Here is a 25,823-nt window from a genome sequence, read left to right as displayed (position 1 = left end):
CGGAAAGAAAAGCTGAGGTTTTGAGAATGAAAAAAAAGCATAATTGGACGATTAAAAGCAAGCATGTGCTTGCTGCCATGGTTCTGGGCTGTGTAGGTCTGATGATTTTTGCCGCTGCCGTAAAATTTCCCATTGAACCGGTGAGAAATGCGGCGGGTTATATTATCGTACCCTTCCAGAAAGGCATTAATAAGGTGGGAGCTGCTCTTGATGATGCCACAGCAGGCTTTCAGAATAAGCAGACTCTTGTAAAAGAAAACAAAAAACTTCAGAAAAAGGTAGATGAGCTGACCGCAGAAAACAGCCGTCTTACCCAGGGGCTGACAGAGTTGGAGCGTCTTCAGGAGCTTTATCAGTTAGATCAGGATTACAGCCAGTATGATAAAGTGGCTGCCAACGTAATATCCAAGGATACAGGAAACTGGTTCAACAGTTTTACGATTAACAAAGGCACTGATGACGGGATTCAGAAAGACTGCAACGTAATTGCAGGAAGCGGTCTGGTGGGCATTGTCACAGAGGTAGGAAAAAACTGGGCGACAGTCCGTTCCATTATTGATGATACCAGCAATGTCAGTGCCATGACCATGAGTACCTCTGACCGCTGTATTGTGGCAGGGGATTTACGTCTGATCGATGAGGGCAAGCTGCAGTTTATTCATCTGAAGGACAAAGACAACAAAATCCAGGAGGGAGAAAAGATTGTGACCTCTGATGTCAGCGACAAGTTTTTAAAGGGGATTCTCATCGGCTATGTCAGCGAAATCAAGGAAGACCCCAATAATCTGACAAAGACGGGAACTTTGACACCTGTCGTTGATTTTGAGCATTTAAGCGAGGTACTGGTAATTAAAGAATTAAAACAGCAGAAAGGGGATTCCTGATGCGAATAAAAAGAAGAGCAGTACAGGGTCTGGTAATTCTGGTATGCTTTATACTCCAGAGTACCGTATTTCAAGGCCTTTCCATTGGATCCATTGTACCCAATCTGTTGCTGATTGTTACAGTGTCCTTTGGATTTATGCGAGGAAAGCTTTCTGGTCTTTGGACCGGACTTTTCTGCGGACTTTTAAAAGATGTTTTCTACGGAAACCTGCTGGGTTTTTATGCCCTGATTTACCTGTGCATCGGGTATGTGGCAGGGTGCTGCTGCAAAATTTTTTATGATGAAGAGATTCGTGTGCCCCTGTTTTTGGTGGCTGCCGGAGATTTGATTTACGGCGGTCTTGTATATGGTATGCAGTTTCTCATGCGGGGAAGACTGCAGGTTTTCTATTATTTCGGACGTATTATGATTCCGGAAATGATTTATACCGTGCTGGTTACCGTTGTACTTTACAAGTTGCTGTTTCGATTAAATAAGAAACTGAGCGAACTGGAAATGAAAGAGAGAGATTCCATTTGGTTAAGAAAATAAAGAAGTTTATCAAAAAAGTAGGGCTGAAAAGAACAACCGTTGTTATTCTTGTATTCTGCGTCATGTTTGGGGTGCTGATTCAAAGACTTTTTGCTCTGCAGATCATTCATGGCGAGGAATACGCAGATAATTTCAATCTGAGTATTACCAAGGAGAGAACTCTGAAAGGAACCAGAGGAAATATTCTGGACAGAAACGGAAAGCCTCTGGCCTATAATCAGCTTTCCTATTCCGTAATTTTAGAGGATAACGGAACCTATGATTCCACCAGAGAAAAAAACCTGACTCTGAATCATGTGGCCTATGAGATTTTGAAGATTTTAAAAGCACACAATGAAACTACAGATATCCCTTTCCACATTGTATTGAATGAAGAGGAAAAATATGTCTTTGACGCAACAGGCTTTACCTTAAATCGTTTTAAAGCAGACGTATATGGGGAAGCACAGATTGAAAATCTGACGAAAAAGCAGTTAAAATCCAGTGCAGATGAAATTATGGAGTATCTGTCAGGAAACAAACGCTTTGCTCTGACAGATGAAAAGAAGCCGTATACAAAAGAAGAACTGAAGACCTATGGGCTTCCGGAAAGCTTTACAACGGAGGAAACCTTAGAACTGGTAAAAATCCGTTATATTTTGTCTACCAACAGTTTTAAAAAATATGTGCCTGTTACCATTGCTACCAATGTCAGTGAGGAAACTGTGGCAGAAATTATGGAACAGAAAGATGATCTTCAGGGCGTGGATATTATGGAGGATTCTATCCGTGTATACGATGAAGCAGAGAGCTTTGCACCTATTATCGGATATACAGGAAAGGCAGATGCTGAGGAACTTCAGAATCTCCGTGACCAGGGAGGAAAGTATTCTGCTGATGCAGTTATCGGAAAGTCAGGTATTGAAAAGGAAATGGAAACAAAGCTGCAGGGAAAAGACGGATCTGAAACAGTTTTTGTAGATACTATGGGAAAGGTTTTAAAGATTGACAGTAATTCCAGAAAAAATCCAAAGTCCGGAAATGATGTTTATCTGACGATTGACAAGGATTTGCAGAGAGTCTGTTATGACATTCTGGAACAGAAGATTGGCCGGAATTCTGGTAGCGAATATTATCAATGCCAAGGAGTTTAAGGTGGAAGATGGCATGGATACGGCTGCCATTAAAACACCGATTTACGATGTATACAATGCTTTGATCAATAACAGTGTTCTGGATATCTCCCATTTTAAGGAGGAAGATGCTACAGAGCTGGAAAAACAGGTTTACAGTCTGTTTCAGCAAAAACAGGAAGAGGTTTTTGCACAGGTAAAGGAAGAATTGACAAAGGAAAATCCTGCGGCTTATAAGGAGCTTCCAAAAGAGATGCAGGAATACCAGAGCTATATTGTGAATGATTTCCTGATGAACCAGAAAGGAATTTTATCCAGGGATTCCATTGATTCCTCTGATGAGGTGTATAAGGCATGGACAAAGGAGGAGTCTATCAGCTTAAAAGAGTTTCTGACTTATGCTGCAGGAAAAAACTGGATTGATATTTCCCAGTTCTCTTCCGAGGAGGAATATCTGGATTCCAATGAAGTTTATACAGCTTTGGCAGAGTATCTGACAGAATCTTTGGCAGAGGACGAGGGATTCTCAAAAATCCTCTATAAATATATGCTGCAGGCAGATACTATTTCCGGCACTCAGCTTTGTATGCTTTTATATGATCAGAAGGTACTGGAAAAGGACGAGCAGACTTATAATGCTTTAAAATCAGGTTCTATGAGAGCCTATGATTTTTATGATAAATAAAATTCGGAATCTGGAAATCACACCAGCTCAGTTGGCTTTAGACCCCTGTTCCGGTTCCGTGGTTATCACAGATGTTAATACAGGAGAAACCCTGGCATGTGTTACTTATCCGGGCTATGACAACAACCGGCTTGCCAATAATATGGATACCGAGTATTTTGCCAAGCTGTCACAGGATTTATCCGGTCCTTTTTACAATAAGGCGACCCAGCAGCTTACTGCTCCGGGTTCTACATTTAAAGTTATTACCGTAGTTGCAGGTATGGAGGAAGGTATTGTTAATGACAATTACGGTGCAGTCTGTGACGGACAGTTTGACAAAATTGCAAATGCCCCCTGGTGCTGGCTGCATTCCGGTCATGGCTATATGAATGCAGTTTCCGGTATCACCAATTCCTGTAACGTGTTTATGAACCAGGTTGCCTATGATTTGGGTATGGATGCAAACGGAAAATATTCCGATTCTCTGGGCGTTGAGAAGCTGATGAAATATGCAAATCTGTTCCGTTTAAATGAAAAGTCAGGTCTGGAAATTACAGAGGTATCTCCGACAATGTCTACCTCTGATGCGCTGAGAACCTCTATCGGACAGAGTGATTTGTCTGTTACCACCTCTCAGCTTGCCAGATATGTCACTACCATTGCGAGCCGGGGAACCAGCTATGAGCTGTCCCTTCTTGATAAAGTAACAGACTCCAAGGGAGAGGTAATCGAGGATTACACTCCGGAAGTCAAAGGAGATATGGACGTTGCAGATTATACCTGGACAACTGTGCAAGCAGGTATGCGGGGAGTTGCCCAAAACAATGCTTCTTTAAGCTCTCTCGGCATTTCCGTTGCCGGTAAAACAGGTACTGCACAGGAAGACTTAACCCGGCCCTCACATGCTCTGTTTATGGGCTTCGCACCTTACGAAAACCCGGAAGTGGGTATTGCTGTCCGCATTGGAAACGGCTATGCTTCCAGCAATGCAGTTGATGTGGCAAAAGATATCCTCCGCTATAAGTACGAGCTTGCAGATGAATCTGATATTGTCACAGGAGCAGCATCTTCTGTTGACACAACTGCAGTACGAAACGATTAACCACAGATTTGCGAAGTACACAGGAAGTACAAAAAAGATCAGGAGGGTTTGGTATGAGTGAAATTATTGTAGTAACGTCCGGTAAGGGCGGCGTGGGAAAGACCACAGTTACAGCCAATATTGGTCTGGGTCTTGCCAGGCTTAACAAAAAGGTTGTGGTAGTGGATACGGACATCGGGCTTCGAAATCTGGACGTGGTGCTGGGGCTTGAAAACCGCATTGTTTACAATCTGATTGACGTTATTGAGGGAAGTTGCAGGCTGAAGCAGGCGCTGATAAGAGATAAGCAGTGCGATAATCTGTTTTTGCTGCCGTCTGCACAGACAAAGGATAAAACAGCCATTACGCCGGAGCAGATGGTAAAGCTTACAGAGGATTTGTCCAGCGAATTTGACTACATTATTCTGGATTGTCCGGCAGGAATTGAACAGGGTTTTAAAAATGCCATTGCCGGGGCTCAGAGAGCTATTGTAGTTACCACTCCGGAGGTTTCTGCAATCCGCGACGCAGATCGTATTGTAGGACTTTTGCAGGCAAATGAGATGCCGCAAATTCAGCTTATTGTGAACCGGCTGCGTCCGGATATGATTAAGCGCGGTGAGATGATGTCCATTGAAGATGTAACGGAAATTCTGGCAATAGACCTTTTAGGCGCTATACCAGACGATGAGGCTGTGGTGATAGCCACCAACCAGGGAGAGCCTCTCTGCGGAAAGGATTCTATGTCCGGCAGGGCTTTTGAAAATATCTGCCGCAGAATTTCAGGGGAGGAAGTGCCTCTTTTGAAATTTCAGAAAAAACAGGGTGTTTTCGGGCGGCTTTCAGGCATTTTCAGAAAATAAAAGGAGGGCATGGAATTGTTGAGATTTCCGGGCAGACGTTCCGGTCTTGTAGCCAAAGACCGTTTAAAGCTGCTTCTGACATCAGAACGGCTGGACTGTACTCCACAAATGATGACCATGCTGCAAAACGACGTGATTCGGGCTGTGAATAAATATTTTGCCGTAAAGGAGCAAAAAGTAGAAATCCGGTATCGAAAAGATACAGCTACTTTTATGGCAAAGATTCCCCTAAAGACCGATATCGAACATTCTTCTCCGGGAATTACCTTCTGGAGATAATAACTGAGATTAGGAAAAAGGTGTTTTCATGATTAGACAATACAAATTAAAGGACTACAATTTCAGACTGGTACTGGTGCTTATGGTGCTGACCTTTATCGGAGTGCTTCTGGTGGGAAGTGCAGAGCCTTCTCTTCAGAAGAAGCAGTTTGCAGGTATGATTTTGGGACTGACAGTTATGGTGATTGTATCCCTGATGGATTACAGTTGGATTTTGAATTTTAACTGGATTATGTATGGAGGCATTTTGATTTTGCTTCTTCTGGTTATTTTTCTTGGAACTGATGCCAATGGCGCTACCCGTTGGATTAATATCGGCGGTTTTCAGTTCCAGCCTACTGAGCTTTGCAAAATTGTACTTATTCTCTTTTTTGCCAAATTCTTTATGGATCATGAGGAGGATTTGAATACACTGAAAACTCTGGCAAAATCAGCAGTGCTGATGGCAGTTCCTCTTGCCCTGATTCTGAAACAGCCGGACTTGAAAAATACCATAACTATTGCTATAATTTTCTGTATACTGTTATATATTGCAGGATTAAGCTATAAAATTATAGGAGGAGCACTGATGATTGTCGTTCCTCTTGCAGTTGTATTTCTCTTTATTGTTGTCCAGCCGGATCAGAAACTTATAGAGCCTTATCAGAGAAATCGAATTATGGCGTTTTTAAATTCTGAAGACGAGGAATATTCAGACGCGGTAAATCAGCAGGAAAATTCGGTGATGGCAATTGGATCCGGACAGCTTACAGGCAAAGGTCTGAACAACAATGAGGTGGCATCTGCAAACAAGGGAAACTTCGTATCCGAAAACCAGACAGACTTTATTTTCTCTGTAGCAGGAGAGGAACTGGGATTTATCGGATGTGTGGCAATTTTGCTGCTGTTGCTTCTGATTATTTTTGAATGTATCAGGACAAGCCTGCGGGCAAAGGATATGGCCGGAAAACTGATATGCTGCGGAGTCGCGTCCATTGTAGCAGTGCAGGGCTTTATCAATGTAGCGGTTGTTACAAAGATACTGCCAAATACCGGGACGCCGTTGCCCTTTGTCAGCTATGGTCTGACTTCTATGGTCAGCCTTTATATTGGAATGGGGCTTGTGCTGAACGTGGGTCTACAGAGATACAGAACTTACAGGGAGGTAGAAAAATCATGAACATCGGTTTGATCGCACACAATTCAAAAAAGAAATTAATGCAGAATTTTTGCATTGCTTACAGGAATATTTTATCAAAGAATAATCTTTATGCCACCGGAACTACAGGAAGACTTATCGAGGAAGCTTCCAATCTGACAGTACACAAATTTCTTGCAGGGCATTTAGGCGGCGAACAGCAGTTAGGCGCTATGATCGAACAAAATGATATGGATTTGGTGATTTATTTAAGAGAGCCTTTGGAGCCGCAGAAGCATGACCCTGATGTAAAGCGGATTTTTATGCTCTGCGATACACATAACATTCCTATGGCAACCAATCTGGCAACTGCGGAGATGATGATTCGTTCTTTGGGAAGAGGAGAATTGGACTGGCGTGAAATGTATCGATAAATTCTCCAAAAAACAAAAAAAGAAACCTTCCAGATACCAGAAGCGGCATCAGCAGAAAATGATAAAGACTCTGTTTCTGGTAGTCCTTCTGATTCTTGTTCTGCTTTTTGGGGCATTGGCAATTTTTCTGGTTTCGGGGAACAGGAAGCTGAAGGAGGTTCTTCCCTATAACAGAAGCCAGCAGATTTTTGGAACCATGGCAGGGGAGGATTATCCGGTGGGCAAGGGTCTGGCTGATACACTCTGTGTAGGAGAGGCCGAAACTCCCTTAGAGGGTGTGGAGGCAAAAGAAGGAGAGCGGGCCGGGTTGTTTGCCGTACAGGAAAAAGAGATTCCTTTTGCAACCGGTCTTTATGAGAGGATATCTCCCGGTAAGGTGACACAGCTTATGACAGTTTTAACAGCTTATGATAAGTTGAATCCTGAGGACAGCATAACCATTGCTTCCGAGGACATGGTATACGGAAATGATTTCCGTTCCTGCGGATTATCTTCGGATACTCAGGTTACAGTAAATCAGCTTTACAATGCAGTACTGGTATCTTCTGCACAGGACGCCTGTCTGGCTCTTGCAAGAAGCGCAGGAGGCAGCGCAGAAGCCTTTGTAGAGTTGATGAATCAGAAGGCACAGGAGCTTGGCATGACCAATACTCATTTTGCTAATGTTACAGGTGTATCTGATGAAAATCAATACAGTACCGTGTATGATCTGTATCTTTTGATGAATCGATTTTTAGAATATCCGGATATTTTAAATGCCATGGGACTGCCGGAGTTTATTCTGAATTACAGCAAAGCAGACGGTACAGAAAACCAGCAGTGGTTAAACTGTGATAACCTCTATACTGCAGGAAGAATTTCCGTTCCTAAGGGCATAACAATACTGGGAGGAAAGTATTTTTCCAGTGAAGCTGAGCATTATACCGTGCTTTTGGCTCAGAATAATTATGGCGATGCCTATGCGATTCTTGTTTACGGGGCAGAAAATGAAACCCGAGATGAACAATCGTGTCCGTCAGATGCTGGAAAAAATAAATTCTTAAAATTTTACCTGAAATTTTTAATTTACCATTGTATTTTTGAACGATATGCACTATAATTAATTCAACGATAACCACGTTTTTAGTAAAAATACATACTACGTGCGGCTAAGGAGGAAATTGCGATGGTTCAGTTAATTGTAGGAGAAAAGGGTAAAGGAAAAACAAAGGTACTTCTGGATAAGGTAAATACAGAGGTGAAGGAAGCCAGGGGAACACTGGTATATCTGGATAAAAGCAGAAAACATATGTATGAGCTGAATAACAAAGTACGTCTGATTGATATGTCTGACTATGACATTCAGAACAGCAGCGAATTTCTGGGTTTCCTTTCCGGTGTTGTTTCTCAGGATAATGATTTGGAAAAAATGTACCTTGATAGCTTCATCAAAATTTCAAAGGTAAAAGACGAAGAATTTGCAGAGGTTCTCACACGTCTGAATACCATGGGTGAAAAGTATCACGTTTCTTTTGTATTAAGTGTTTCTAAAGATGAAAAAGAATTGCCTGAAAGTGTAAAAGAGATGATTCTGGTTTCCATTTAATCGGTTTTCCTGCATTGCAATGGGTATGAATGGGGCTGTGATTTTAAGCAAACTTACAAATGCTTAAAATCACAGCCCTTTTTTCTCCCTTTTACAGGTGTTCTGTACTGTCTGAAAAGGAAGAGATTCTTCCAAAAAGACTGAGCAGGTACAGACCGCATATGCCCACCAGAGTGTAAATAATTCTGGAAATCCAGGTCATATCGCCAAACAGGAAGGTAACAAGATTAAAACGGAAAAGTCCGATTAATCCCCAGTTTACTGCGCCAATAACGGGTAATAACCAGTGCCGTATAATCTAAAATTCTGCTGTTCATAAATATAAGCCTCCTTTTCACGGTATTAGTATTTCCTTTTAAAACTCCTTTATACACAAAATTTAGCTATTGTGATTCTACAGTGAAAATGGTAAAATATAAAATAGTGCAGAAAACGAACGGATTAAAAAGGAGATTCAGATTGGCAGGCAAAAAAAACAGTTTTGGTAAAAAATTAAAAGAATTCTTTTCCGCCATAAAGCGGGTGCTGACCTTTAATATTACAACCATGATGTTTGGCGCCCTGTTTATCTATATGGTGATTACCGTGATTTTGTATGCGACCTCGTCCCATGTGACTTCTTATCAGGTTACCTCCGGTCCGCTTACTAAGAATCCGGTCTGTACAGCTTTGGCGCTCCGGGAGGAGCAGGTGGTACAGGCAGGCGGTACGGGATATACCAGGTATTATGCCCGGGAAGGCATGCAGGTGCGGAAAAACGGCTCTGTCTATGGGCTGTCTGCAGCAAAACAGGAAGCACCGGATATTCAGCTTACAGAGGAACAACTGGAAAAACTTCGTTCCAGTATGGCAAAGTTTGCCTATTCCTTTGATGGCAGTGATTTTTATGATACCTACAGCTTTAAATATGAACTGGAGGGAAGCATTCTGCAGGCGGCAGGTGTGACAGAGCAGGTTAAAGACGAGGAAGAAGATGAAACTTCCCAGGTGATTGCAGGACAGGCAGTAGGCTCTGCTGTTTCTCTGGGAAGTCAGACCGTATACACAGCTCCGGAGGCAGGTGTTGTGGTATATTCTACGGATGGATATGAACAAAAAACAGCAAAAGACCTGAAAGAAGAAGATTTTAACGAGAGAGCTTATAAAAAGACAGACCTTCTGACCAGTGAGAAGATAAAGGCGGGAGATTCGGTTTATAAGGTAATCACCAGTGAAAAATGGACGCTTATGGTGCCAATTACCGATAAGCTGGCGGCAGCCATTGCAGATCGTACCAGCATCAAGGTCAGATTTACAAAGGACGGAGAAAGTCCAGAACGGCTCTCTTTCCATTGTCAATGTGGGAAATCAGAAGGTGGCAAAAATTCAGCTTCAGAATGGTATGATACGCTATGCCTCTGACCGCTTCCTGGAGATTGAGTTGGTTGTAAATACCCAGAGTGGATTAAAAATACCGGTAAGTTCTATTGTGACAAAGGAGTTTTATCTGATTCCAAGAGATTTTCTGGCAAAGGGAGATAACGGAGAAGGACGGGGCTTTATTCGTGAGGTAGATAACCGCAAAGGTTCTCCTGTTACTGAATTTGTAGAAGCAGTTATTTATAAGGAAATTGATGAGGATGGAAATGAGATTACTGCCGAAACCCAGGCAGATCCGGGAGGGTACTGTTATGTTGACGAAAAAACCTTCCGGGAGAACGATGTACTAAAGAAACCAGATTCCTCCGAAACCTTTGTGGTGGGTGAGGTGGATTATCTGGAAGGGGTTTATGGCATGAATAAAGGCTATGCAGTTTTCCGGCAGATTGAGATTTTAGACCAGAATGAGGAATACTGTATTGTTGCGAAGGGAACCTCCTATGGTCTTCAGCCTTTTGACTATATTGTTCTGGACGGAGAAAGCGTTAAGGAAGAGGAAATTCTCCATTAAAGAGAAGGAAACAGATTTTTGAGTTACCAACGAAAGGGGTAGGAAAATGAGCGTTTGTGACAATTATAAAAGCGTAGAAGAAAAAGTAATACAGGCATGTAAAAGAGCAGGAAGAGATCCCTCAGAGGTCACCCTGATTGCAGTGAGTAAGACAAAACCCATATCCATGATAGAGGAACTTTTGCCCTTAGGTGTCAGGGATTTTGGAGAAAATAAGGTACAGGAACTGACTGAAAAGGCGGAAATCCTGTCACCGGAGATTCGTTGGCATATGATTGGGCATTTGCAGAGAAACAAGGTAAAATACGTGGTAGATAAAGCATGTCTGATTCATTCTGTGGATTCTTTGCGTCTGGCAGAGGAAATCAGCAAGGAGGCAGGGAAGAAAAATAGAACTGCGTCTGTTCTATTAGAGGTAAATGTGGCAGGGGAGGAAAGCAAATTCGGAATTGCGCCAGAAGAGGCTCTGCCTCTTGCAAAAGAAATCGCCGGACTTCCGCATATTCAGATAAAAGGGTTGATGACCATTGCACCTTATACAGAAGATCCGGAGAATAATCGGAACTTTTTTCGGGATTTAAGAAAATTAAGTGTTGACATTGCACAGGAAAATATTGATAATGTTACTATGAATGTCTTAAGCATGGGCATGACTGGTGATTATGAAGTTGCCATTGAAGAAGGCGCTACCCACGTCCGCGTCGGGACAGGCATCTTCGGAGAAAGAAATTACAGTATATAAAGGGATTGGAGATTGCTAGTATGAATATCTTAGATAAATTTTTAGATGCAGTGAAGGTAAATGAAGACTTTGATGATGACGAGTTTTTAGATGATATGGACGAGGATTTTGAGGACGAAAAGCCGAAAAAGAGATTCTTTAAAAAGTTGGATGAGGATCTTGATGATTTTGATGAGGATTATGTTTCCTCCTCCAAAAGCCATAAAAAAGCAGAAAAACAGACTGCTGCCACAAAAGCTCCGAAGCCTCAGAAACAGCCAACCGCTTCTTCTTCAAGTAAGGTGACGCCTATGTATAATGTAAAAAAGAAAACATCTTCCAATGAGGTGTGTGTGATTAAGCCTAAACAGTTTGAAGATTCCACAGAAATTGTAGATGCACTTCTGGATAGCTGTACCGTTATTTTGAATCTGGAAGGACTGGATATCAATCTTGCACAGCATATTATTGATTTTACCTCAGGTGCAAGCTATTCAATTAATGGAAGTATCCGTAAGGTATCTTCTTATATTTTCATTCTGACACCAGAAGGCGTGGATATTACCGGAGATTCTCAGGAGCTTTTAAATGATATCACCGGCGGTTCTATTTACGAGGGACTTTAATGACAGCTTATGGAAAAAGACGATTTATTTAAAAAGCGTATGACGGAGTTGAGTAAGAAGGCTTATTTTCGGGGAATTCTTACCTTCTCCGATTTTCTTGATTTAAACGAACAGAATATGCTTCAGAGCCTTTCCATGAAAGATACGGGAGTGACCGTGAAGCTGTGGGGAGGATATGAAACCGCAGAGCGTCAGATGGCAGCCTTCGTCCCTGATGCTTTTTGTTGTAAAGAAGATTATCCTCTGGCCTGTTTAAGAATTGAACCCCTGAATCGGAAATTTTCGGATAAGCTGACACACAGGGATTATCTGGGGGCTATCTTAAATCTGGGTATTGACAGGAGCAAAATCGGAGATATTCTCATGGAAGAGGATAGTGCCTGTGTATTTTGTCATACTTCTCTTTGTGAATTTCTCAAAGAAGAAATCTGCCGTATCCGCCATACCTCTGTAAAGGCAGAGCAGATTACGGAAATCACGGATTTTCCGGTTCCCAAAAGAGAGGAAGTGTCCGGTACAGTGGCCTCTGCCCGTCTGGACAGTATCATTGCCCTTGCTTTTAAAACCTCAAGAAGCAGTGTAATTCCCTTTATAGAGGGAGGAAAGGTTTTTGTAAACGGCAAAAGTGTGGTATCAAACGGATACACCATAAAGGACGGAGATATTATTTCTGTTCGAGGCAAAGGGAAATTTCAATTTGGTTCTGTTACCAATAAGACGAAAAAAGATCGCTATCATGTGATTTTGTACAGATATTGTTAAACAAGCAAAAGGAGGAAAAACAGCTATGACGGGAGAACGCTTACTTGTTCAGCGCATCGGGGATTTTCACTATCCCATTGTTTTCCGAAAGGATTTTGCTTCCCTTGCGGACGAGGTGCTGACTCTGCAAAAAGAAAGCCGCCGCATCTGTATTGTTTCAGACAGTCATGTGGCGCCTCTGTATCTGGAGGAAGTGAAAAGAGAGCTGAAAAAGTGCAAAATGGAAGTAATGTCCTATATCCTTCCGGCCGGGGAAGAAAATAAAACGCTGGAGCAGATACAGGGAATCTATGAATATCTGATACAGCAGCATTTTGACAGAAAGGATATGTTGGCAGCTTTAGGCGGTGGTGTGACCGGAGATATGACTGGTTTTGCGGCAGCCACATATTTGAGGGGCATAGATTTTATCCAGATTCCCACCACACTTCTTTCCCAGGTAGACAGCAGTATTGGCGGAAAAACAGGGGTAGATTTTAAACAGTATAAAAATATGGTGGGAGCTTTTCATCAGCCTCTTCTGGTGTATACCAATGTATCTGTCCTAAAAACTCTTCCTGATACAGAGTTTTCCAGCGGTATGGGAGAGGTTATCAAACACGGACTGATTCGGGATAAGGATTACAACGTATGGCTTACTCTGCACAGGGAAGAAATAATGCAGAGAGAAAACGACATCTGCCTGGAAATGATCTACAGAAGCTGCGTGATTAAGAAAACCGTGGTAGAAAATGATCCTACAGAGCAGGGAGAACGTGCAGTCTTAAATCTGGGACATACCATTGGGCATGCGGTTGAAAAACTGAAAAATTTTACTATGTCCCATGGCGCGTGTGTGGCAGTGGGCTGTGCGGCGTCTGCCTTTCTTTCTATGAAAAGAGGCTGGCTTACAAAAGAAGAATATGAAGAAATTTTAGAACAGATAAAGGCGTTTGACCTTCCTGTGTACACAGAGAACCTATGTGCAGAAGAGATTCTGCAGACTACGAAATCGGATAAAAAAATGGACGGAAAGGCCATAAAATTTATTCTGCTGCAGAAAAAAGGATATGCGGTTGTGGATAAAACTCTGACAGACGCTGATTTGCTGGAAGGGATTCGGTCTGTGCTTCCTGCAGGAGGAAAGGAGTAACAAATGGAAAAGAAAAGAAGAATAGAATCTTTTTTAGAGCTTGTTTTATCCGTAGCGGTTCTCACAGGACTGGATCAGTGGACAAAGCTACTGGCAGTAGAGCATCTGAAGAATCAGGCGGATATTCCCCTGATTCCCAATGTGTTGTCCCTGCATTATCTGGAAAACCGAGGCGCTGCTTTTGGTATTTTTCAGAACCAGAAGGTTTTTTTAGTGTTGCTTACGTCCGCTATTTTGCTAGGCGTGTGTTATATACTTTGGAAACTGCCTGAGGGAAAACGGTTTCTCCCCATGAAAATCCTTTGTTTTCTTATTACAGCAGGAGGAATCGGAAATCTGATTGACCGTTTGCGTTTGAATTATGTGGTGGACTTTATTTATTTTTCGCTTATAGATTTTCCGGTGTTTAATGTGGCGGATATTTATGTCACAGTCAGCATGGTGCTGTTGTTTGTTTTAGTTTTGTTTTATTATAAAGATGAGGAGTTTCAGTTCTTGAAATGGAAATCATCTAAAGAGCAGGAGTAGAGAGCATGAAGCAGATTTGTTTGCAGGCAGATGCCGTATGCGAAGGAGAACGGATTGATAAGTATCTGGCGGAAGTAATGAAGGATTACTCCCGCTCTTTTTTGCAAAAGCAGTTTCGGGAAGGGAATATTACAGTAAATGAAAAGCCGGTAAAGGCCAGCTATAAGCTGTCTGATGAGGATGAAATCACTGTGCAGGTTCCAGACAGTCAGGAGCCGGATATTTTGGCAGAGGAGATTCCTCTGGACATTCTCTATGAAGATGAACAGGTGTTAGTGGTAAATAAGCCCAAAGGCATGGTGGTACACCCAAGTGCAGGGCATTATACAGGAACTCTGGTAAATGCTTTGATGTTTCACTGTAAAGACCACCTTTCCGGCATTAACGGCGTTCTTCGCCCTGGAATTGTCCATCGCATTGATATGGATACTACAGGAGCGCTTGTGGTATGTAAAACGGATTTGGCGCACCAGAGTCTTGCAGAACAACTGAAAGTTCACAGTATTACCCGTAAATACCGGGCCATTGTTCATGGAAATCTGAAGGAGGATACAGGAACCATAGAGGGAGATATTGGCAGACACCCCATAGAGCGAAAAAAAATGGCGGTGCATGTGAAAAATGGAAAACCTGCGGTAACGCATTACCGTGTCCTGGAACGTTTCGGAAATTTTACCTACGTGGAGTGCCAGCTTGAAACAGGGCGTACCCATCAGATACGCGTACATATGAGTAGTATCGGGCACCCGCTTTTAGGGGATATGCTGTACGGACCGAAGAAATGTCCCTATGCAGGACTTGAGGGACAGACTCTTCATGCCATGGTTTTGGGATTTCTCCACCCAGTGACAAAGGAATATATGGAATTTATGGCGCCTTTGCCGGAGTATTTTGAGCAGTTATTGAAAAAGCTGCGGTAAAAAGATAATCTTATCTTGTTACTTTTAAATTATCGGTGAATATATGAAAAAATCCCTTTAAATTCCTAAATTATATATACATTTCCTCCAAAATAGATTATAATGAATACAAGATATGAAATTTCAGGAGAGGAGTGTATGGTTATGGCAGCAAATACAGTTATAACAATCGGACGTCAATATGGAAGTGGAGGACGGGAAATCGGTATGAAGCTAGCACAGGATTTAGGTATCAAGTGCTATGATAAGGAGCTGTTGGACCGTGCAGCCAAGGACAGCGGTATATGTCAGGAGTTGTTTGAGCATCATGATGAAAAGCCTACAAGCAGTTTTTTATATTCCCTGGTTATGGATACTTATTCTTTTGGTTATTCTTCCGCAGCCTTTGCAGATATGCCCATTAATCACAAAGTTTTTCTGGCACAGTTTGACACCATTAAGAAACTGGCACAAGAGGAGTCCTGTGTTATGGTAGGACGTTGTGCGGATTATGCATTATCTGATTTTGAGGGAGCCTTCAGTGTCTTTGTTCATGGAGATATGGACAAACGCATCCGCAGAATTGCAGATAAATATAATCTTTCTGATGCAGCGGCAAAGGATAAAATTCACAAAACGGATAAGCAGAGAGCCAGCTATTATAATTATTATACCAGTAAGAAATGGGCAGATGCGGACAGCTATGACCTTTGTTTGAACAGTTCTGTTTTGGGAATTGACGGCTGTGTGGAAATGATTAAGAAAATGCTGGAAATTAAGAAACGAGTGATAAAATAAGGGATTGATGCAAAAATCAAGATTCTTGGAAGGCGCTCCTTTGTGGGGCGTCTTCTTTCGAAGCTATCTTTGCCAAAAGGATAGAGGTATCAAAAGAAAGGACGATATTTTTATGCAATATAAAATTGGTATTGTTGGAAGATGATATAAATAGCAGAATTATTGAGTGAGCATTTGAAAAAGTACGGATTTGCAATATGGGTATGTAGTGACTTTACCAATGTTGCTGAACAAGTTTTAAATCATCAATTACAACTGGTGTTACTGGATATAAATTTACCATGTTATGACGGTTTCTTTTGGTGTAAAAAATTCGTCGGCATAGCATGATTCCAGTTATTTTTCTATCAGCACGAAACATGGACTTAGACCAGATATATGCAATCGAATGTGGTGGCGATGATTACTTGACGCAACCATTTTCCTATGATGTAGTGACTGCTAAAATCAATGCCCATTTAAGAAGAATTTATGGGGAGTATGCTTTGCAGGAAAGAAAAACTGTAGAATTAGACCATGTGGTTCTAAATACAGAAACGCTAAAATTAGAATATTTGGAACATACCATAGCATTAACGAAAAAGACATTTTGGAATGCTTGATCCGGGCATACCCAACTCCTGTAAAGCGAAATGAATTATTACAACTCCTATGGGATACAGATGTTTTTGTAGAAGAAAATACCTTAAATGTGAATATAGGAAGGGCAAGAAAAAGGCTTCGAGAATTAAAATGCCCCTTTGAAATAAAAGCAATACGAAATGTAGGGTATGTTTTGGAGAAAATAAAAGATGAAGAAAATGATTAAACTATATTTGAAAGAACATCTTTCAAACCTTATTTCTGTATTTCTTTCCTCTTTCATAATCAGCGGAAGTCTTGCGTATCTTGAAAGAGATTTTGACTATTTTTATTAAGGTATTAAATTATTACAATACAGAATCTTTAATGAGGAAATTATGTACTTTCGTTGGATTTTCCGTAAGTTTAATTTTCCTGATTGCGTCTGTAAGCCTTATTTACTTTAGACTTTATACCTCTTTGGAAAGAGAAAAAAGAAATATGAATCTATGTACAAATTAGGCTTTTCTCAAAAAGAAATGTACCGTACTATAGGAAGAAAAAAAGTGTTATTGTGGATACCATTTCTTTTTGCAATCATAATTATGTGGGCTGGAATCCTCTATATTGATTCGCAAAGTGCTGTCAGCAGTTTTGGAATGTCGATAAAATATAGTATTATCTTTATTGTTGTATATTTCATTTTCTACTACTTTGTAAATATCATCTATCGAAGAAAATTTTTGCTTGATATATAAAAAAGTAAAAACAGGAAAATATTCGACAGTTATTAAAAAATCTAAAATTATAGAACTGAATAAATTACCACTTTAGTTCATGTAAACCATTAGTTTTGTGTGGGCTTTTTTAATGCTCACTTTTCGTATTTCTAAAAGGTATGAACGGTATTTCCGTTTATATATTTCAACGTATGCGGAAAGGAGGTGAGATTGTGAATACATCTTCTTTCGAGCATATCGTCAGAATACAGTTTAATGCTTTGATGATGACTGTCATTAAATGCACAGTAAAAAGCAGGAACAGGCAGTTTGCAAAACGTTCCAAGAGGGGGGATCAGAAAAGCGCCGCAAGAAGTCGATCTTTGGCAATGGGGAAAAATTCAGTACAAGTCTGATCCAACATAGTTTCACGGGCAAGAATAAAATCAAATAGACCGGACAATAGACCGGACAGCAGTTCTGATTCTTCTGCTTCATGAATTGAAAGCGGAATTTTCGGGTATTGATTGGTAAAATGGTGAAGAAGCGAAGTAAATCCATATTGTGATAAGAACGGAAGCGTTCCAATATTCAAAGCGTGAGCCGGGGTTTCACGGAAGCGCTGCATATGTGAGTTCATGATAGATAGTCTATAACCTTCCCCAAATAGCGGTCAATTTGACCGCTATAAAGATTCAAAACAATTTTGCATATTGCTTGACAAATTGGTAAGAGGATTAGGAATAAGTTTTAATAATTTCTTCGGCAATGGTTCGTTTTGCAATACAGCGATTCATTGCCTGTTTTTCTATGTAATGATGAGCATCAGGTTCACTCATGGACAGTTCGCTGATTAAAAGCCATTTTGCCTTATTGACCAGACGGATTTCAACCATTTTTTCCTCAATAGACAGAGACTTCTTTTCTAATTGTCTCAGCCGTTCTCTGGCACTTTCCATCCAATCGAGGGCATGTAATATGGTTAGCTTTGAAATTGGTTTTGGCAGAGTAAAAACGCCATATTCAGCAACCTTATCGTGGATATCAGCATGGATATCACTTTTTACTAAAAGTAACACAACGGACAGTTTTGTGGTACAAGTGTCAATCGCAAAACGAATACCCACATCATCATGTAGTGGAGCGTTGATGATAACAAAATCAAATGTTTTTTCAGCAAGCGTTTGTTTGGCAGCACTGACACTTGTAACAGAATGGACAGGGTAGTATCTTGTTTCAGGGAGCAGGTCAGCAAAGGCAGAGGTGAAGCTATCTGTTGCAGACACGATGAGTATACTGTAAAAGCGTTCTCTTAAACTCATTTGACACCTCCTCCTTTTTCGTTGGTTTTAATTATTTATTGCAATAAATATCTAATATAGCATCTGGTATATATTTTTTAATAAACTTGCTATTTACGGCCAAAGCGCATGCGGATTTGAAATCGCCAGGCAATTGTTCAAATTTTGCAAGAACATCAGCATCTGATTTATACAGGTTTATATCAGCCGGGCGTGCTAGTTCTAGTTTATTCTGGATACCATCCAGAATTGCATAAATTAGCAGGGCAAATGCCAGATAAGTATTTGCGGATGGATCTGGAGAACGAAGCTCTACACGTTGATATTTACCTACAGCAGCAGGAACCCTGACAAGCTGAGAACGATTCTCACTGGACCAGGAAATATATCCTGGAGCTTTATTAGTGCCAAAACGTTGATAAGAATTTTCCGTTGGGTTTAAAAATACGGTTATATCGGAAATCTTATCCAGAATAGCAGCAATCATATAATTGGTATTATCTGTATTATCAGAAGATTTTACAGATATATTAATATGAAACCCATTTCCGGGCTTATCTTTTAGCGGTTTTGGACTAAAGTCAGCAAAAAGGCCGTTGCGATTGGCTATTGTTTTCACAACAGTTTGGAAGGTCATGGCATTGTCTGCCGCAGTCAGTGGAGCGGAGTAGCGAAAATCAATTTCGTTTTGTCCCGGACCTTCTTCGTGATGAGAGCTTTCCGGCTGTATTCCCATTTGTTCAAGGGTAAGACATACTTCACGTCGGATATTTTCACCTTTGTCTTCCGGAGCAATATCCATGTAGCCAGCGTTATCATAGGGTTTTTTCGTTGGGTTTCCATTATCATCCAGAGTAAATAGATAAAATTCCTGTTCAGCACCAAAGAAGAACTGATATCCTAAATCCTGTGCATCCTGAACTGCTTTTCTCAGAATAGAACGGGTATCACATTCAAAGGTTTTGCCGTCTGGATGGGTAATGTTGCAATACATTCGTACCACACGCCCATGTTCTGGTCTCCATGGAAGAGGTGCAAGTGTGTCTGCATCCGGATGGAGAAACAGATCGGAATGGTTTTCATCGCCAAATCCTGCGATGGCAGATGCATCAATGGCAATTCCAAATTCAAAAGCGCGAGGAAGTTCCTCAGGCATAATGGAGATGTTTTTCTGTTTGCCAAACACATCACAAAAGGAGAGACGGATGAATTTTACATCTTCTTCCAGCACATATTGTATTACCTCTTCTTTGGAATATTTCATAAAAACCACCTACTTTCTAATTTGCTACATACATTTGTTTATATGGATTGTTACTGTCTGGTGTAATGACTGTAAAAGGAGCAGATAATAGTTTTTTCACAGAATATCCGAAATCTGTACAGTATTCGGACAGATATTTGCGTATTTCAGCTAAATCATCAGGGGTTGCACATCTGGCAGTTACTTGTGCCGGAAAGAGGATATCCTTACAGTCGCCGCGCAAAAACATTTTGCCGCCATGCATTCCGGTACATGGGAAATTACCTACAATTTGTTTATTGTTTGTGTGAAGACCAAGTACTATGATGATGCCACCAGCCTGATATTCACCAAGGAAGCTTCCGGCATATCCACCGATGATCATAACAGGAATCTTTTCTTTATACGCTTTCATATGAATTCCAGCACGGTATCCTGCATTGCCTTGGACATAGATTTTGCCTCCACGCATAGCATATCCGGCCGCATCGCCAATATTACCATGAATCAGTATCTTTCCCTCATTCATAGTGTCTCCTATTGCGTCCTGTGCATTGGAGTTTACGGTAATATTTGCATTGTTTAAGTATGCACCCAGTGCATTTCCCGGAACACCATGGATTGTAATATTTTTCCCGGACATACCTGCAGCGATAAATCTCTGGCCGCAGCAACCTTCGATAGTGCAGTCACTGTTGGTCTTGCGTAATTCTTCATTTACAGCTTTGTAATCTAAATTTGTTGCATCTATGATTTTCATATTATACCACATCTCCCAGTAATTGTTTACTCTTTTCTAAGCCCAATGTTATTTCCTCTTAACTTTTAAATATTAACAGTAACAATAGGTTAGCATTCTCCTGCATGAGAGATACCAAGTATCTCAAGTTCTTTTTTTGTTAATCCAATGCCGCGCAGCATCAGGCGGTTTCCACGCAAAGCCTCTATGGAGTTGATTCCCATGCCGCCCATGAGTTCTTTAATCTCATGCTTCCATGCTGTCATTAGATTCACAAGTCGCTGGCTTCCTGTTTCCGGATTCAGTCTTTTCACCAGCTCCGGACGCTGTGTGGCAATTCCCCAGTTGCAGATACCACTCTGACAAGTACGGCAGAGATGGCATCCCAGAGCCAGAAGAGCAGCTGTTGCAATATAGCATGCATCTGCTCCAAGAGCAATTGCTTTTACCACATCAGAAGCGCTGCGAATGCTGCCTCCTACTACAAGCGAAACTTGGTTGCGGATTCCTTCATCACGAAGCCTTTGATCTACTGCTGCGAGTGCAAGTTCTATTGGAATTCCCACATTATCACGGATTCTGGTAGGCGCTGCTCCAGTGCCGCCTCGAAACCCGTCAATGGCAATGATATCAGCGCCGCTACGGGCGATTCCACTGGCAATTGCTGCAATATATTGTGGACAGCTGCAACTTTTACAATAATTGGTTTTTTATATTCGGTAGCTTCTTTCAGAGAGTAGACCAGTTGCCGCAGATCTTCAATGGAATAGATATCATGGTGAGGCGCCGGGGAGATGGCATCAGATCCCTCCGGAATCATTCTTGTGCGAGATACGTCTCCTACAATCTTTGTTCCTGGAAGATGGCCTCCAATTCCCGGTTTTGCTCCCTGACCCATTTTGATTTCAATACCGGCGCCTGCATTTAAATATGCTTCATGGACGCCAAAGCGTCCGGATGCTACCTGGACAATGGTGTTTTCTCCATAACAATAAAAATCTTCGTGAAGCCCCCCTTCTCCGGTATTATAAAGAATTCCAAGTTCCGTTGCTGCAAGTGCCAGAGATTTGTGTGCATTATAACTGATGGAGCCATAGCTCATAGCAGAAAACATCACAGGCATAGACAGTTCCAATTGAGGAGGAAGTGTACAGTCTAAAGTTCCGTCTGCAAGCCGATGTACCTGCTCTGGTTTTTTTCCGAGATAAACTTTGGTTTCCATAGGCTCCCGCAGAGGGTCAATGGGAGGATTGGTCACCTGGGAAGCATTGATTAAAATACGGTCCCAATAAACGGGGAGAGGGTTGGGATTTCCCATGGAAGAGAGAGCAGAACACCGCCGCTGTTGGCCTGTTTATAGATTTCTTTCATGGTGCCTTCTGACCAGTTTGTATTTTCACGGAAAGAGCAGTTGCTTTTGGTGATTTTTAAGGCTCTGGTAGGGCAGAAGGAAACACAGCGGTGGCAGTTTACACATTTACTCTCGTCGCATTCCATACGCTTTGTTTCACTGTTATAGGAATGTACGCCATTCGCACACTGCTGGACGCAGATCCGGCAGGAAATACAGCGGTTTTCATTTCGAATCACTTCAAATTCCGGGTAGATAAATGCAATGCTCATACTAAAACACCATCCTTTACTGTTATAATAACCGGCTCTCCGCCGGCAGGAGCCCAGATATTTTCAGCATCCGGCTCCATGGCACGGATAGCGGTTTCTTCACTGGCAATATAAACCATATCTTCTTTTTCTCCTACAACCATAGAGCGAAGTTTTAGTCGGTCATTGAGTGCCATCAGTCCGCCGTTAAAGCCAAAGACAATGGAAAATGGTCCGGTGATCAGAAGGCTTGGAAACATTGTTCTTAAGTAGGTATGTTTTTTCTGGTCTTCCAGATCAGCTTTTGATGCAATGGTACTCCAAAACGGAGCAGCAATGACGCTGGAGGCTTCTCCAAGAGTCAGACTTTGCCGGCGGAGCAGGTAATCTAAAATATACGTAATGACTTCTGTATCCGTTTGAAGAGTACACTTATATCCAAACATTTCCATGAATCGGCGGTTGGCATCATAGGAAGAAATCTCTCCGTTATGTACAACAGAAGAATCCAGAAGAGTAAAGGGATGTGCTCCTCCCCACCAGCCTGGAGTGTTGGTAGGGTACCGACCGTGAGCAGTCCAGGAATATCCCTGGTATTCATCTAATTTATAGAAAACACCAATGTCCTCCGGATAACCAACTGCCTTAAAGGTTCCCATATTTTTTCCACTGGAAAAGACATAGGCTCCGGGCATCTCGGTATTGATCTTCATCACCGTGCGTACCACATATTCCTTTTCATCCAGCTGCATGGATGTGAGAAGGGACTTTAAGGGAGCCACAAAATATCTCCAAATAATAGGCTCATCTGTGATCTCCGGTATTTTCCGGGTGGGAATGATTTCCGATTGTACGATTTCAAATCGCTCCTTTAAAAATACCTCACATTCTTTTCTGGTAGCCCTGCTGTCAAAAAACATATGAAATGCATAAAAATCTTTATACTCTGGATAAATTCCGTAACCGGCAAAGCCGCCCCCTAAACCATTGGAACGGTCGTGCATAGGTTTCATTGCATTGGTAATGCTTTCCCCGGATATTCTTTTCCCTTTTCTGGAAATCATAGCTGCAATGGCACATCCGGAAGGAATCCGTATCTGACCTTCTTTTTTCATTTTCCATTCCCTTCCTCTCTTTTATTTTAAAGAAAAAGGCGTTCATTTCGGAAGCAGAGAATATCTGCTTCCGAAATGAACGCCTTTGCTCATACGCATATTTATACAACGATATAACTTATTTGTCAATAAAATTTTCGGAGATTTTGTATGGTGGATTTATATTTGAAAAAAACAAAAAAATTATTGACAAAGAGGTTTGTCTGGTGTTATTATCCAAAACGTAAAGGCAAGGGCGTCTTTGAGTGTATAATCTCAGAGACGCTTTTTCCATTGTTACAATCAAGTAGTTTAAAGAAGGCAAGGGCGTCTTTCATGTAGATATCAGGAAAGACATCCTTGCCTTTTAATATGAAAGGAGTTGTCATTATGAAAAGAAAAAATGTATCAAAATACTTTGGATGTATGGTATTTGATGATAGGGTTATGAAAGCGCGCTTATCTGCAAAAGTGTACCAGTCTTTGAGAAAAACCATAGATGAAGGTGTGAAACTGGATAGCAGTGTAGCAGATGCTGTGGCAGAAGCAATGAAGGAATGGGCGGTATCAAAAGGTGCAACTCATTATACCCACTGGTTTCAGCCTCTTACCGGAATCACAGCGGAAAAACATGACAGTTTTATTTCGCCCTCTCCAAACGGAGGCGTTATCATGGAATTTTCCGGAAAAGAGCTGATTAAGGGAGAACCGGATGCCTCTTCTTTTCCCTCCGGTGGTTTAAGAGCTACCTTTGAGGCAAGAGGATATACTGCATGGGATCCTACTTCTTATGCATTTATTAAGGGAAAAACCTTATGTATTCCAACCGCCTTTTGTTCCTATGGAGGAGAAGCCCTGGATAAGAAAACACCGCTGCTTCGTTCCATGAAGGCTCTGAATAAACAGGCACTTCGGATTCTCCGTCTCTTTGGTAATGACAAGGTAAACTATGTTACCACCTCTGTAGGGCCGGAGCAGGAATACTTCCTCATTACAAAAGAAATGTATGATCAGAGAAAGGATCTTCAATTTACAGGACGTACTTTATTTGGTGCAAGACCTCCGAAAGGACAGGAGATGGATGACCATTATTTCGGTGTGATTAAACCAAGAGTGGAAGCTTACATGGCAGACTTAAATGAGGAGCTATGGAAACTAGGCATTCTTGCCAAGACGCAGCACAATGAAGTGGCTCCGGCGCAGCATGAGCTGGCTCCTATCTATACAACAACCAACATTGCTACGGATCATAACCAGCTTACGATGGAAATGATGCAAAAAGTAGCTGCAAAACATGGACTTGTTTGCCTGCTTCACGAAAAACCTTTTGCCGGAGTCAATGGAAGCGGAAAACATAACAACTGGTCTATCTCCACGGACACAGGTGTAAACCTGTTGTCACCGGGAGAAACACCATATGAGAATGCTCAGTTTTTACTGTTTTTGTGTGCGGTGATCAAAGCAGTAGATGATTATCAAGATCTTTTAAGACTGTCTGTAGCAACAGCGGGAAACGACCATCGTTTGGGGGCAAATGAAGCTCCGCCTGCAGTGGTATCTATGTTTCTGGGCGATGAGCTAAACGGTGTTTTAGAAGCCATTGAAAAAGATATTCCTTATGCGGGAGCAGAGAAAACACAAATGAAGCTTGGTGTGGATGTACTTCCCAAATTTAATCGAGATACTACAGATAGAAACCGCACATCACCCTTTGCTTTCACAGGAAATAAATTTGAATTCCGTATGCTGGGCTCTTCCAACAGCATTGCATGTGCCAATATGATGCTCAACAGTGCGGTGGCAGAAAGCCTGAAAATCTATGCAGACAGACTGGAGAATGCAGAAAACTTTGAAGAAACCCTTCATGCCATGATTCGGAAGACTATCAAAGATCATAAGCGGATTATTTTCAATGGAAATGGTTATGATGATGCATGGATAAAAGAAGCAACAGAAACAAGAGGACTTTTGAATTATCCGTCCACACCGGATTGCATGCCGCATCTGTTGGATGAAAAAAATGTCAGAATGCTTACTTCTCATAAGGTGTTCTCAAGGACAGAGCTGGAATCAAGATGCGAGATTATGCTGGAAAACTACTGTAAAACTATTGTAATAGAAGCAAATACCATGGTGGACATGGCAAAAAGAGAAATTATTCCGGCGGTAGAGGCTTATACAATGGAATTGGCAAAGACAGTTTCTACAAAAAAAAGTGTAGATAAGACACTGGCATGTCAGTATGAAAGTAGTTTGATAAAGAAACTTTCTATACTTACAGATCAGATAGCATTCAGGACAGATGCATTGGAAACTGCATTGGTAGAAATTCAGGATGTGAAAGATATTAACACACAGTCTTGTGAAATCCGAGATACGGTATTAATCAGAATGCAAGAATTGAGAATTGCCTGTGATGAAGCAGAAACCGTTACGGCAAAGAAATACTGGCCGTTCCCAACCTATGGAGACTTGTTGTTTAGTGTAAAATAAAAATGAAAATCGGGTTTTGTTTATGACGTGGAAAATGTGATGAAGATCAGAACTGGCGAGGAAGGCTTTGATGCTTTACAGGATGTAGAATAAATGAAAGTACAGGAAACTGTTTACAGC

General features: G+C 41.5%; 31 protein-coding genes and 1 pseudogene. 23 read left to right on the top strand and 9 right to left on the bottom strand.

Annotation, left to right across the window (positions count from 1 at the left end; translation table 11 throughout):
- Window positions 1–26: 26 nt before the first annotated feature.
- The 11 genes from mreC to DQQ01_RS09020 all read left to right on the top strand — a co-directional run bounded on the left by mreC (window position 27) and on the right by DQQ01_RS09020 (window position 8,555).
- Entirely contained in the window at window positions 27–884 is an 858-nt protein-coding gene (mreC, locus tag DQQ01_RS09060; protein ID WP_111919760.1) for a rod shape-determining protein MreC, read from the top strand.
- On the top strand, window positions 884–1,417 hold the full coding sequence (gene mreD / locus DQQ01_RS09055) for a rod shape-determining protein MreD (protein WP_111919759.1): 534 nt from the start codon (window positions 884–886) through the stop codon (window positions 1,415–1,417). Before mreC ends, mreD begins: the two co-directional genes overlap by 1 nt.
- Window positions 1,402–2,550 carry a penicillin-binding protein 2 gene (locus tag DQQ01_RS16545; protein ID WP_242980289.1) on the top strand — a complete coding sequence of 383 codons (1,149 nt, stop codon included), beginning with the start codon at window positions 1,402–1,404 and terminating at the stop codon, window positions 2,548–2,550. The genes mreD and DQQ01_RS16545 overlap by 16 nt, the downstream gene beginning before the upstream one ends.
- Entirely contained in the window at window positions 2,483–3,214 is a 732-nt protein-coding gene (locus tag DQQ01_RS16540) for a hypothetical protein (RefSeq protein ID WP_242980288.1), read from the top strand. Before DQQ01_RS16545 ends, DQQ01_RS16540 begins: the two co-directional genes overlap by 68 nt.
- Window positions 3,195–4,298, top strand: a complete 1,104-nt coding sequence (locus DQQ01_RS16535) for a penicillin-binding transpeptidase domain-containing protein (protein WP_242980286.1) — start codon at window positions 3,195–3,197, stop codon at window positions 4,296–4,298. Before DQQ01_RS16540 ends, DQQ01_RS16535 begins: the two co-directional genes overlap by 20 nt.
- A 53-nt stretch (window positions 4,299–4,351) precedes the next feature.
- Window positions 4,352–5,140, top strand: a complete 789-nt coding sequence (minD, locus tag DQQ01_RS09045; protein WP_111919758.1) for a septum site-determining protein MinD — start codon at window positions 4,352–4,354, stop codon at window positions 5,138–5,140.
- A gap of 9 nt (window positions 5,141–5,149) precedes the next feature.
- On the top strand, window positions 5,150–5,419 hold the full coding sequence (gene minE / locus DQQ01_RS09040) for a cell division topological specificity factor MinE (RefSeq protein WP_242980285.1): 270 nt from the start codon (window positions 5,150–5,152) through the stop codon (window positions 5,417–5,419).
- A gap of 28 nt (window positions 5,420–5,447) precedes the next feature.
- The gene (locus DQQ01_RS09035) at window positions 5,448–6,578 is read left to right on the top strand and encodes an FtsW/RodA/SpoVE family cell cycle protein (protein ID WP_111919757.1); all 1,131 of its coding nucleotides are present in this window, start codon (window positions 5,448–5,450) and stop codon (window positions 6,576–6,578) included.
- Window positions 6,575–6,970 carry a methylglyoxal synthase gene (locus tag DQQ01_RS09030; protein WP_111919756.1) on the top strand — a complete coding sequence of 132 codons (396 nt, stop codon included), beginning with the start codon at window positions 6,575–6,577 and terminating at the stop codon, window positions 6,968–6,970. The genes DQQ01_RS09035 and DQQ01_RS09030 overlap by 4 nt, the downstream gene beginning before the upstream one ends.
- Entirely contained in the window at window positions 6,954–8,069 is a 1,116-nt protein-coding gene (locus DQQ01_RS09025) for a D-alanyl-D-alanine carboxypeptidase family protein (RefSeq protein WP_242980282.1), read from the top strand. Before DQQ01_RS09030 ends, DQQ01_RS09025 begins: the two co-directional genes overlap by 17 nt.
- 66 nt (window positions 8,070–8,135) lie before the next feature.
- Window positions 8,136–8,555: a twitching motility protein PilT gene (locus DQQ01_RS09020; RefSeq protein ID WP_111919755.1), complete on the top strand. Its 420-nt coding sequence runs from the start codon at window positions 8,136–8,138 to the stop codon at window positions 8,553–8,555.
- Between the two features lie 91 nt (window positions 8,556–8,646).
- Here the strand turns inward: DQQ01_RS09020 and DQQ01_RS18135 are convergent.
- Window positions 8,647–8,872 (bottom strand): annotated as a pseudogene (locus DQQ01_RS18135) (DUF378 domain-containing protein).
- Between the two features lie 142 nt (window positions 8,873–9,014).
- On the opposite strand from DQQ01_RS18135, the gene DQQ01_RS16530 reads away from it, so the two are divergent.
- The 11 genes from DQQ01_RS16530 to DQQ01_RS08960 all read left to right on the top strand — a co-directional run bounded on the left by DQQ01_RS16530 (window position 9,015) and on the right by DQQ01_RS08960 (window position 16,759).
- Window positions 9,015–9,956, top strand: a complete 942-nt coding sequence (locus DQQ01_RS16530) for a biotin/lipoyl attachment domain-containing protein (RefSeq protein ID WP_242980281.1) — start codon at window positions 9,015–9,017, stop codon at window positions 9,954–9,956.
- Window positions 9,910–10,485 carry a hypothetical protein gene (locus tag DQQ01_RS16525; protein ID WP_242980279.1) on the top strand — a complete coding sequence of 192 codons (576 nt, stop codon included), beginning with the start codon at window positions 9,910–9,912 and terminating at the stop codon, window positions 10,483–10,485. The genes DQQ01_RS16530 and DQQ01_RS16525 overlap by 47 nt, the downstream gene beginning before the upstream one ends.
- 46 nt (window positions 10,486–10,531) lie before the next feature.
- Window positions 10,532–11,227 carry a YggS family pyridoxal phosphate-dependent enzyme gene (locus tag DQQ01_RS09005; RefSeq protein ID WP_111919753.1) on the top strand — a complete coding sequence of 232 codons (696 nt, stop codon included), beginning with the start codon at window positions 10,532–10,534 and terminating at the stop codon, window positions 11,225–11,227.
- Between the two features lie 20 nt (window positions 11,228–11,247).
- Window positions 11,248–11,832, top strand: coding sequence for a cell division protein SepF (locus tag DQQ01_RS09000; protein WP_111919752.1), 585 nt, complete (start codon window positions 11,248–11,250; stop codon window positions 11,830–11,832).
- A 9-nt stretch (window positions 11,833–11,841) separates the two neighbouring features.
- A complete protein-coding gene (locus tag DQQ01_RS08995; RefSeq protein ID WP_111919751.1) occupies window positions 11,842–12,594 on the top strand; it encodes a YlmH family RNA-binding protein in 753 nt (250 codons plus the stop codon).
- A 25-nt stretch (window positions 12,595–12,619) separates the two neighbouring features.
- Window positions 12,620–13,726, top strand: coding sequence for a 3-dehydroquinate synthase (gene aroB, locus DQQ01_RS08990; RefSeq protein ID WP_111919750.1), 1,107 nt, complete (start codon window positions 12,620–12,622; stop codon window positions 13,724–13,726).
- A gap of 3 nt (window positions 13,727–13,729) precedes the next feature.
- Window positions 13,730–14,254, top strand: a complete 525-nt coding sequence (lspA, locus tag DQQ01_RS08985) for a signal peptidase II (protein WP_111919749.1) — start codon at window positions 13,730–13,732, stop codon at window positions 14,252–14,254.
- A gap of 5 nt (window positions 14,255–14,259) precedes the next feature.
- On the top strand, window positions 14,260–15,174 hold the full coding sequence (locus DQQ01_RS08980) for an RluA family pseudouridine synthase (RefSeq protein ID WP_111919748.1): 915 nt from the start codon (window positions 14,260–14,262) through the stop codon (window positions 15,172–15,174).
- 144 nt (window positions 15,175–15,318) lie between these two features.
- Window positions 15,319–15,951, top strand: a complete 633-nt coding sequence (locus tag DQQ01_RS08975; RefSeq protein WP_111920876.1) for a cytidylate kinase-like family protein — start codon at window positions 15,319–15,321, stop codon at window positions 15,949–15,951.
- Window positions 15,952–16,358: 407 nt separating this feature from the next.
- A complete protein-coding gene (locus tag DQQ01_RS08965) occupies window positions 16,359–16,553 on the top strand; it encodes a response regulator transcription factor (protein ID WP_207657620.1) in 195 nt (64 codons plus the stop codon).
- On the top strand, window positions 16,541–16,759 hold the full coding sequence (locus DQQ01_RS08960; RefSeq protein ID WP_162624291.1) for a winged helix-turn-helix domain-containing protein: 219 nt from the start codon (window positions 16,541–16,543) through the stop codon (window positions 16,757–16,759). Before DQQ01_RS08965 ends, DQQ01_RS08960 begins: the two co-directional genes overlap by 13 nt.
- Window positions 16,760–17,586: 827 nt before the next feature.
- Here the strand turns inward: DQQ01_RS08960 and DQQ01_RS08945 are convergent.
- The 8 genes from DQQ01_RS08945 to DQQ01_RS08920 all read right to left on the bottom strand — a co-directional run bounded on the left by DQQ01_RS08945 (window position 17,587) and on the right by DQQ01_RS08920 (window position 23,231).
- The gene (locus tag DQQ01_RS08945; RefSeq protein ID WP_207657619.1) at window positions 17,587–17,859 is read right to left on the bottom strand and encodes a LysR substrate-binding domain-containing protein; all 273 of its coding nucleotides are present in this window, start codon (window positions 17,857–17,859) and stop codon (window positions 17,587–17,589) included.
- Window positions 17,860–17,968: 109 nt separating this feature from the next.
- Complete coding sequence (locus tag DQQ01_RS08940; protein WP_111919742.1) at window positions 17,969–18,553, bottom strand: ANTAR domain-containing response regulator; 585 nt, start codon at window positions 18,551–18,553, stop codon at window positions 17,969–17,971.
- Window positions 18,554–18,584: 31 nt separating this feature from the next.
- Complete coding sequence (locus DQQ01_RS08935; RefSeq protein WP_111919741.1) at window positions 18,585–19,796, bottom strand: glutamine synthetase family protein; 1,212 nt, start codon at window positions 19,794–19,796, stop codon at window positions 18,585–18,587.
- A 16-nt stretch (window positions 19,797–19,812) separates the two neighbouring features.
- Window positions 19,813–20,535, bottom strand: coding sequence for a GltB/FmdC/FwdC-like GXGXG domain-containing protein (locus DQQ01_RS08930; protein ID WP_111919740.1), 723 nt, complete (start codon window positions 20,533–20,535; stop codon window positions 19,813–19,815).
- An 89-nt stretch (window positions 20,536–20,624) separates the two neighbouring features.
- Complete coding sequence (locus DQQ01_RS18530; RefSeq protein ID WP_330407733.1) at window positions 20,625–21,134, bottom strand: glutamate synthase-related protein; 510 nt, start codon at window positions 21,132–21,134, stop codon at window positions 20,625–20,627.
- A complete protein-coding gene (locus DQQ01_RS18525) occupies window positions 21,065–21,832 on the bottom strand; it encodes a glutamate synthase-related protein (RefSeq protein ID WP_330407413.1) in 768 nt (255 codons plus the stop codon). Before DQQ01_RS18525 ends, DQQ01_RS18530 begins: the two co-directional genes overlap by 70 nt.
- Complete coding sequence (locus DQQ01_RS18520) at window positions 21,787–22,137, bottom strand: 4Fe-4S binding protein (RefSeq protein ID WP_330407412.1); 351 nt, start codon at window positions 22,135–22,137, stop codon at window positions 21,787–21,789. Before DQQ01_RS18520 ends, DQQ01_RS18525 begins: the two co-directional genes overlap by 46 nt.
- Window positions 22,134–23,231 (bottom strand): class II glutamine amidotransferase, encoded by a 1,098-nt coding sequence (locus DQQ01_RS08920; protein WP_111919739.1) that lies wholly within the window; start codon window positions 23,229–23,231, stop codon window positions 22,134–22,136. Before DQQ01_RS08920 ends, DQQ01_RS18520 begins: the two co-directional genes overlap by 4 nt.
- Before the next feature lie 369 nt (window positions 23,232–23,600).
- On the opposite strand from DQQ01_RS08920, the gene DQQ01_RS08915 reads away from it, so the two are divergent.
- Entirely contained in the window at window positions 23,601–25,703 is a 2,103-nt protein-coding gene (locus DQQ01_RS08915; RefSeq protein ID WP_111919738.1) for a glutamine synthetase III family protein, read from the top strand.
- Window positions 25,704–25,823 lie beyond the last annotated feature (120 nt).

It is taken from the genome of Blautia argi, from assembly GCF_003287895.1.
Lineage (GTDB): Bacteria > Bacillota > Clostridia > Lachnospirales > Lachnospiraceae > Blautia > Blautia argi.
The sequence above is the reverse complement of the archived record's forward strand: the minus strand, read 5'-3'. Positions and strand labels throughout refer to the sequence as shown.

What these genes read in the sequence shown, in the direction of transcription:
- mreC (WP_111919760.1), top strand. Translation starts at nt 27, where the DNA reads ATGAAAAAAAAGCATAATTGGACGATTAAAAGCAAGCATGTGCTTGCT.
- mreD (WP_111919759.1), top strand. Translation starts at nt 884, where the DNA reads ATGCGAATAAAAAGAAGAGCAGTACAGGGTCTGGTAATTCTGGTATGC.
- DQQ01_RS16540 (WP_242980288.1), top strand. Translation starts at nt 2,483, where the DNA reads ATGACATTCTGGAACAGAAGATTGGCCGGAATTCTGGTAGCGAATATT.
- DQQ01_RS16535 (WP_242980286.1), top strand. Translation starts at nt 3,195, where the DNA reads ATGATTTTTATGATAAATAAAATTCGGAATCTGGAAATCACACCAGCT.
- minD (WP_111919758.1), top strand. Translation starts at nt 4,352, where the DNA reads ATGAGTGAAATTATTGTAGTAACGTCCGGTAAGGGCGGCGTGGGAAAG.
- minE (WP_242980285.1), top strand. Translation starts at nt 5,150, where the DNA reads ATGGAATTGTTGAGATTTCCGGGCAGACGTTCCGGTCTTGTAGCCAAA.
- DQQ01_RS09035 (WP_111919757.1), top strand. Translation starts at nt 5,448, where the DNA reads ATGATTAGACAATACAAATTAAAGGACTACAATTTCAGACTGGTACTG.
- DQQ01_RS09030 (WP_111919756.1), top strand. Translation starts at nt 6,575, where the DNA reads ATGAACATCGGTTTGATCGCACACAATTCAAAAAAGAAATTAATGCAG.
- DQQ01_RS09020 (WP_111919755.1), top strand. Translation starts at nt 8,136, where the DNA reads ATGGTTCAGTTAATTGTAGGAGAAAAGGGTAAAGGAAAAACAAAGGTA.
- DQQ01_RS09005 (WP_111919753.1), top strand. Translation starts at nt 10,532, where the DNA reads ATGAGCGTTTGTGACAATTATAAAAGCGTAGAAGAAAAAGTAATACAG.
- DQQ01_RS09000 (WP_111919752.1), top strand. Translation starts at nt 11,248, where the DNA reads ATGAATATCTTAGATAAATTTTTAGATGCAGTGAAGGTAAATGAAGAC.
- DQQ01_RS08995 (WP_111919751.1), top strand. Translation starts at nt 11,842, where the DNA reads ATGGAAAAAGACGATTTATTTAAAAAGCGTATGACGGAGTTGAGTAAG.
- aroB (WP_111919750.1), top strand. Translation starts at nt 12,620, where the DNA reads ATGACGGGAGAACGCTTACTTGTTCAGCGCATCGGGGATTTTCACTAT.
- lspA (WP_111919749.1), top strand. Translation starts at nt 13,730, where the DNA reads ATGGAAAAGAAAAGAAGAATAGAATCTTTTTTAGAGCTTGTTTTATCC.
- DQQ01_RS08980 (WP_111919748.1), top strand. Translation starts at nt 14,260, where the DNA reads ATGAAGCAGATTTGTTTGCAGGCAGATGCCGTATGCGAAGGAGAACGG.
- DQQ01_RS08975 (WP_111920876.1), top strand. Translation starts at nt 15,319, where the DNA reads ATGGCAGCAAATACAGTTATAACAATCGGACGTCAATATGGAAGTGGA.
- DQQ01_RS08945 (WP_207657619.1), bottom strand. Translation starts at nt 17,859, where the DNA reads ATGCAGCGCTTCCGTGAAACCCCGGCTCACGCTTTGAATATTGGAACG.
- DQQ01_RS08940 (WP_111919742.1), bottom strand. Translation starts at nt 18,553, where the DNA reads ATGAGTTTAAGAGAACGCTTTTACAGTATACTCATCGTGTCTGCAACA.
- DQQ01_RS08935 (WP_111919741.1), bottom strand. Translation starts at nt 19,796, where the DNA reads ATGAAATATTCCAAAGAAGAGGTAATACAATATGTGCTGGAAGAAGAT.
- DQQ01_RS08930 (WP_111919740.1), bottom strand. Translation starts at nt 20,535, where the DNA reads ATGAAAATCATAGATGCAACAAATTTAGATTACAAAGCTGTAAATGAA.
- DQQ01_RS18525 (WP_330407413.1), bottom strand. Translation starts at nt 21,832, where the DNA reads ATGGGAAATCCCAACCCTCTCCCCGTTTATTGGGACCGTATTTTAATC.
- DQQ01_RS18520 (WP_330407412.1), bottom strand. Translation starts at nt 22,137, where the DNA reads ATGAGCATTGCATTTATCTACCCGGAATTTGAAGTGATTCGAAATGAA.
- DQQ01_RS08920 (WP_111919739.1), bottom strand. Translation starts at nt 23,231, where the DNA reads ATGAAAAAAGAAGGTCAGATACGGATTCCTTCCGGATGTGCCATTGCA.
- DQQ01_RS08915 (WP_111919738.1), top strand. Translation starts at nt 23,601, where the DNA reads ATGAAAAGAAAAAATGTATCAAAATACTTTGGATGTATGGTATTTGAT.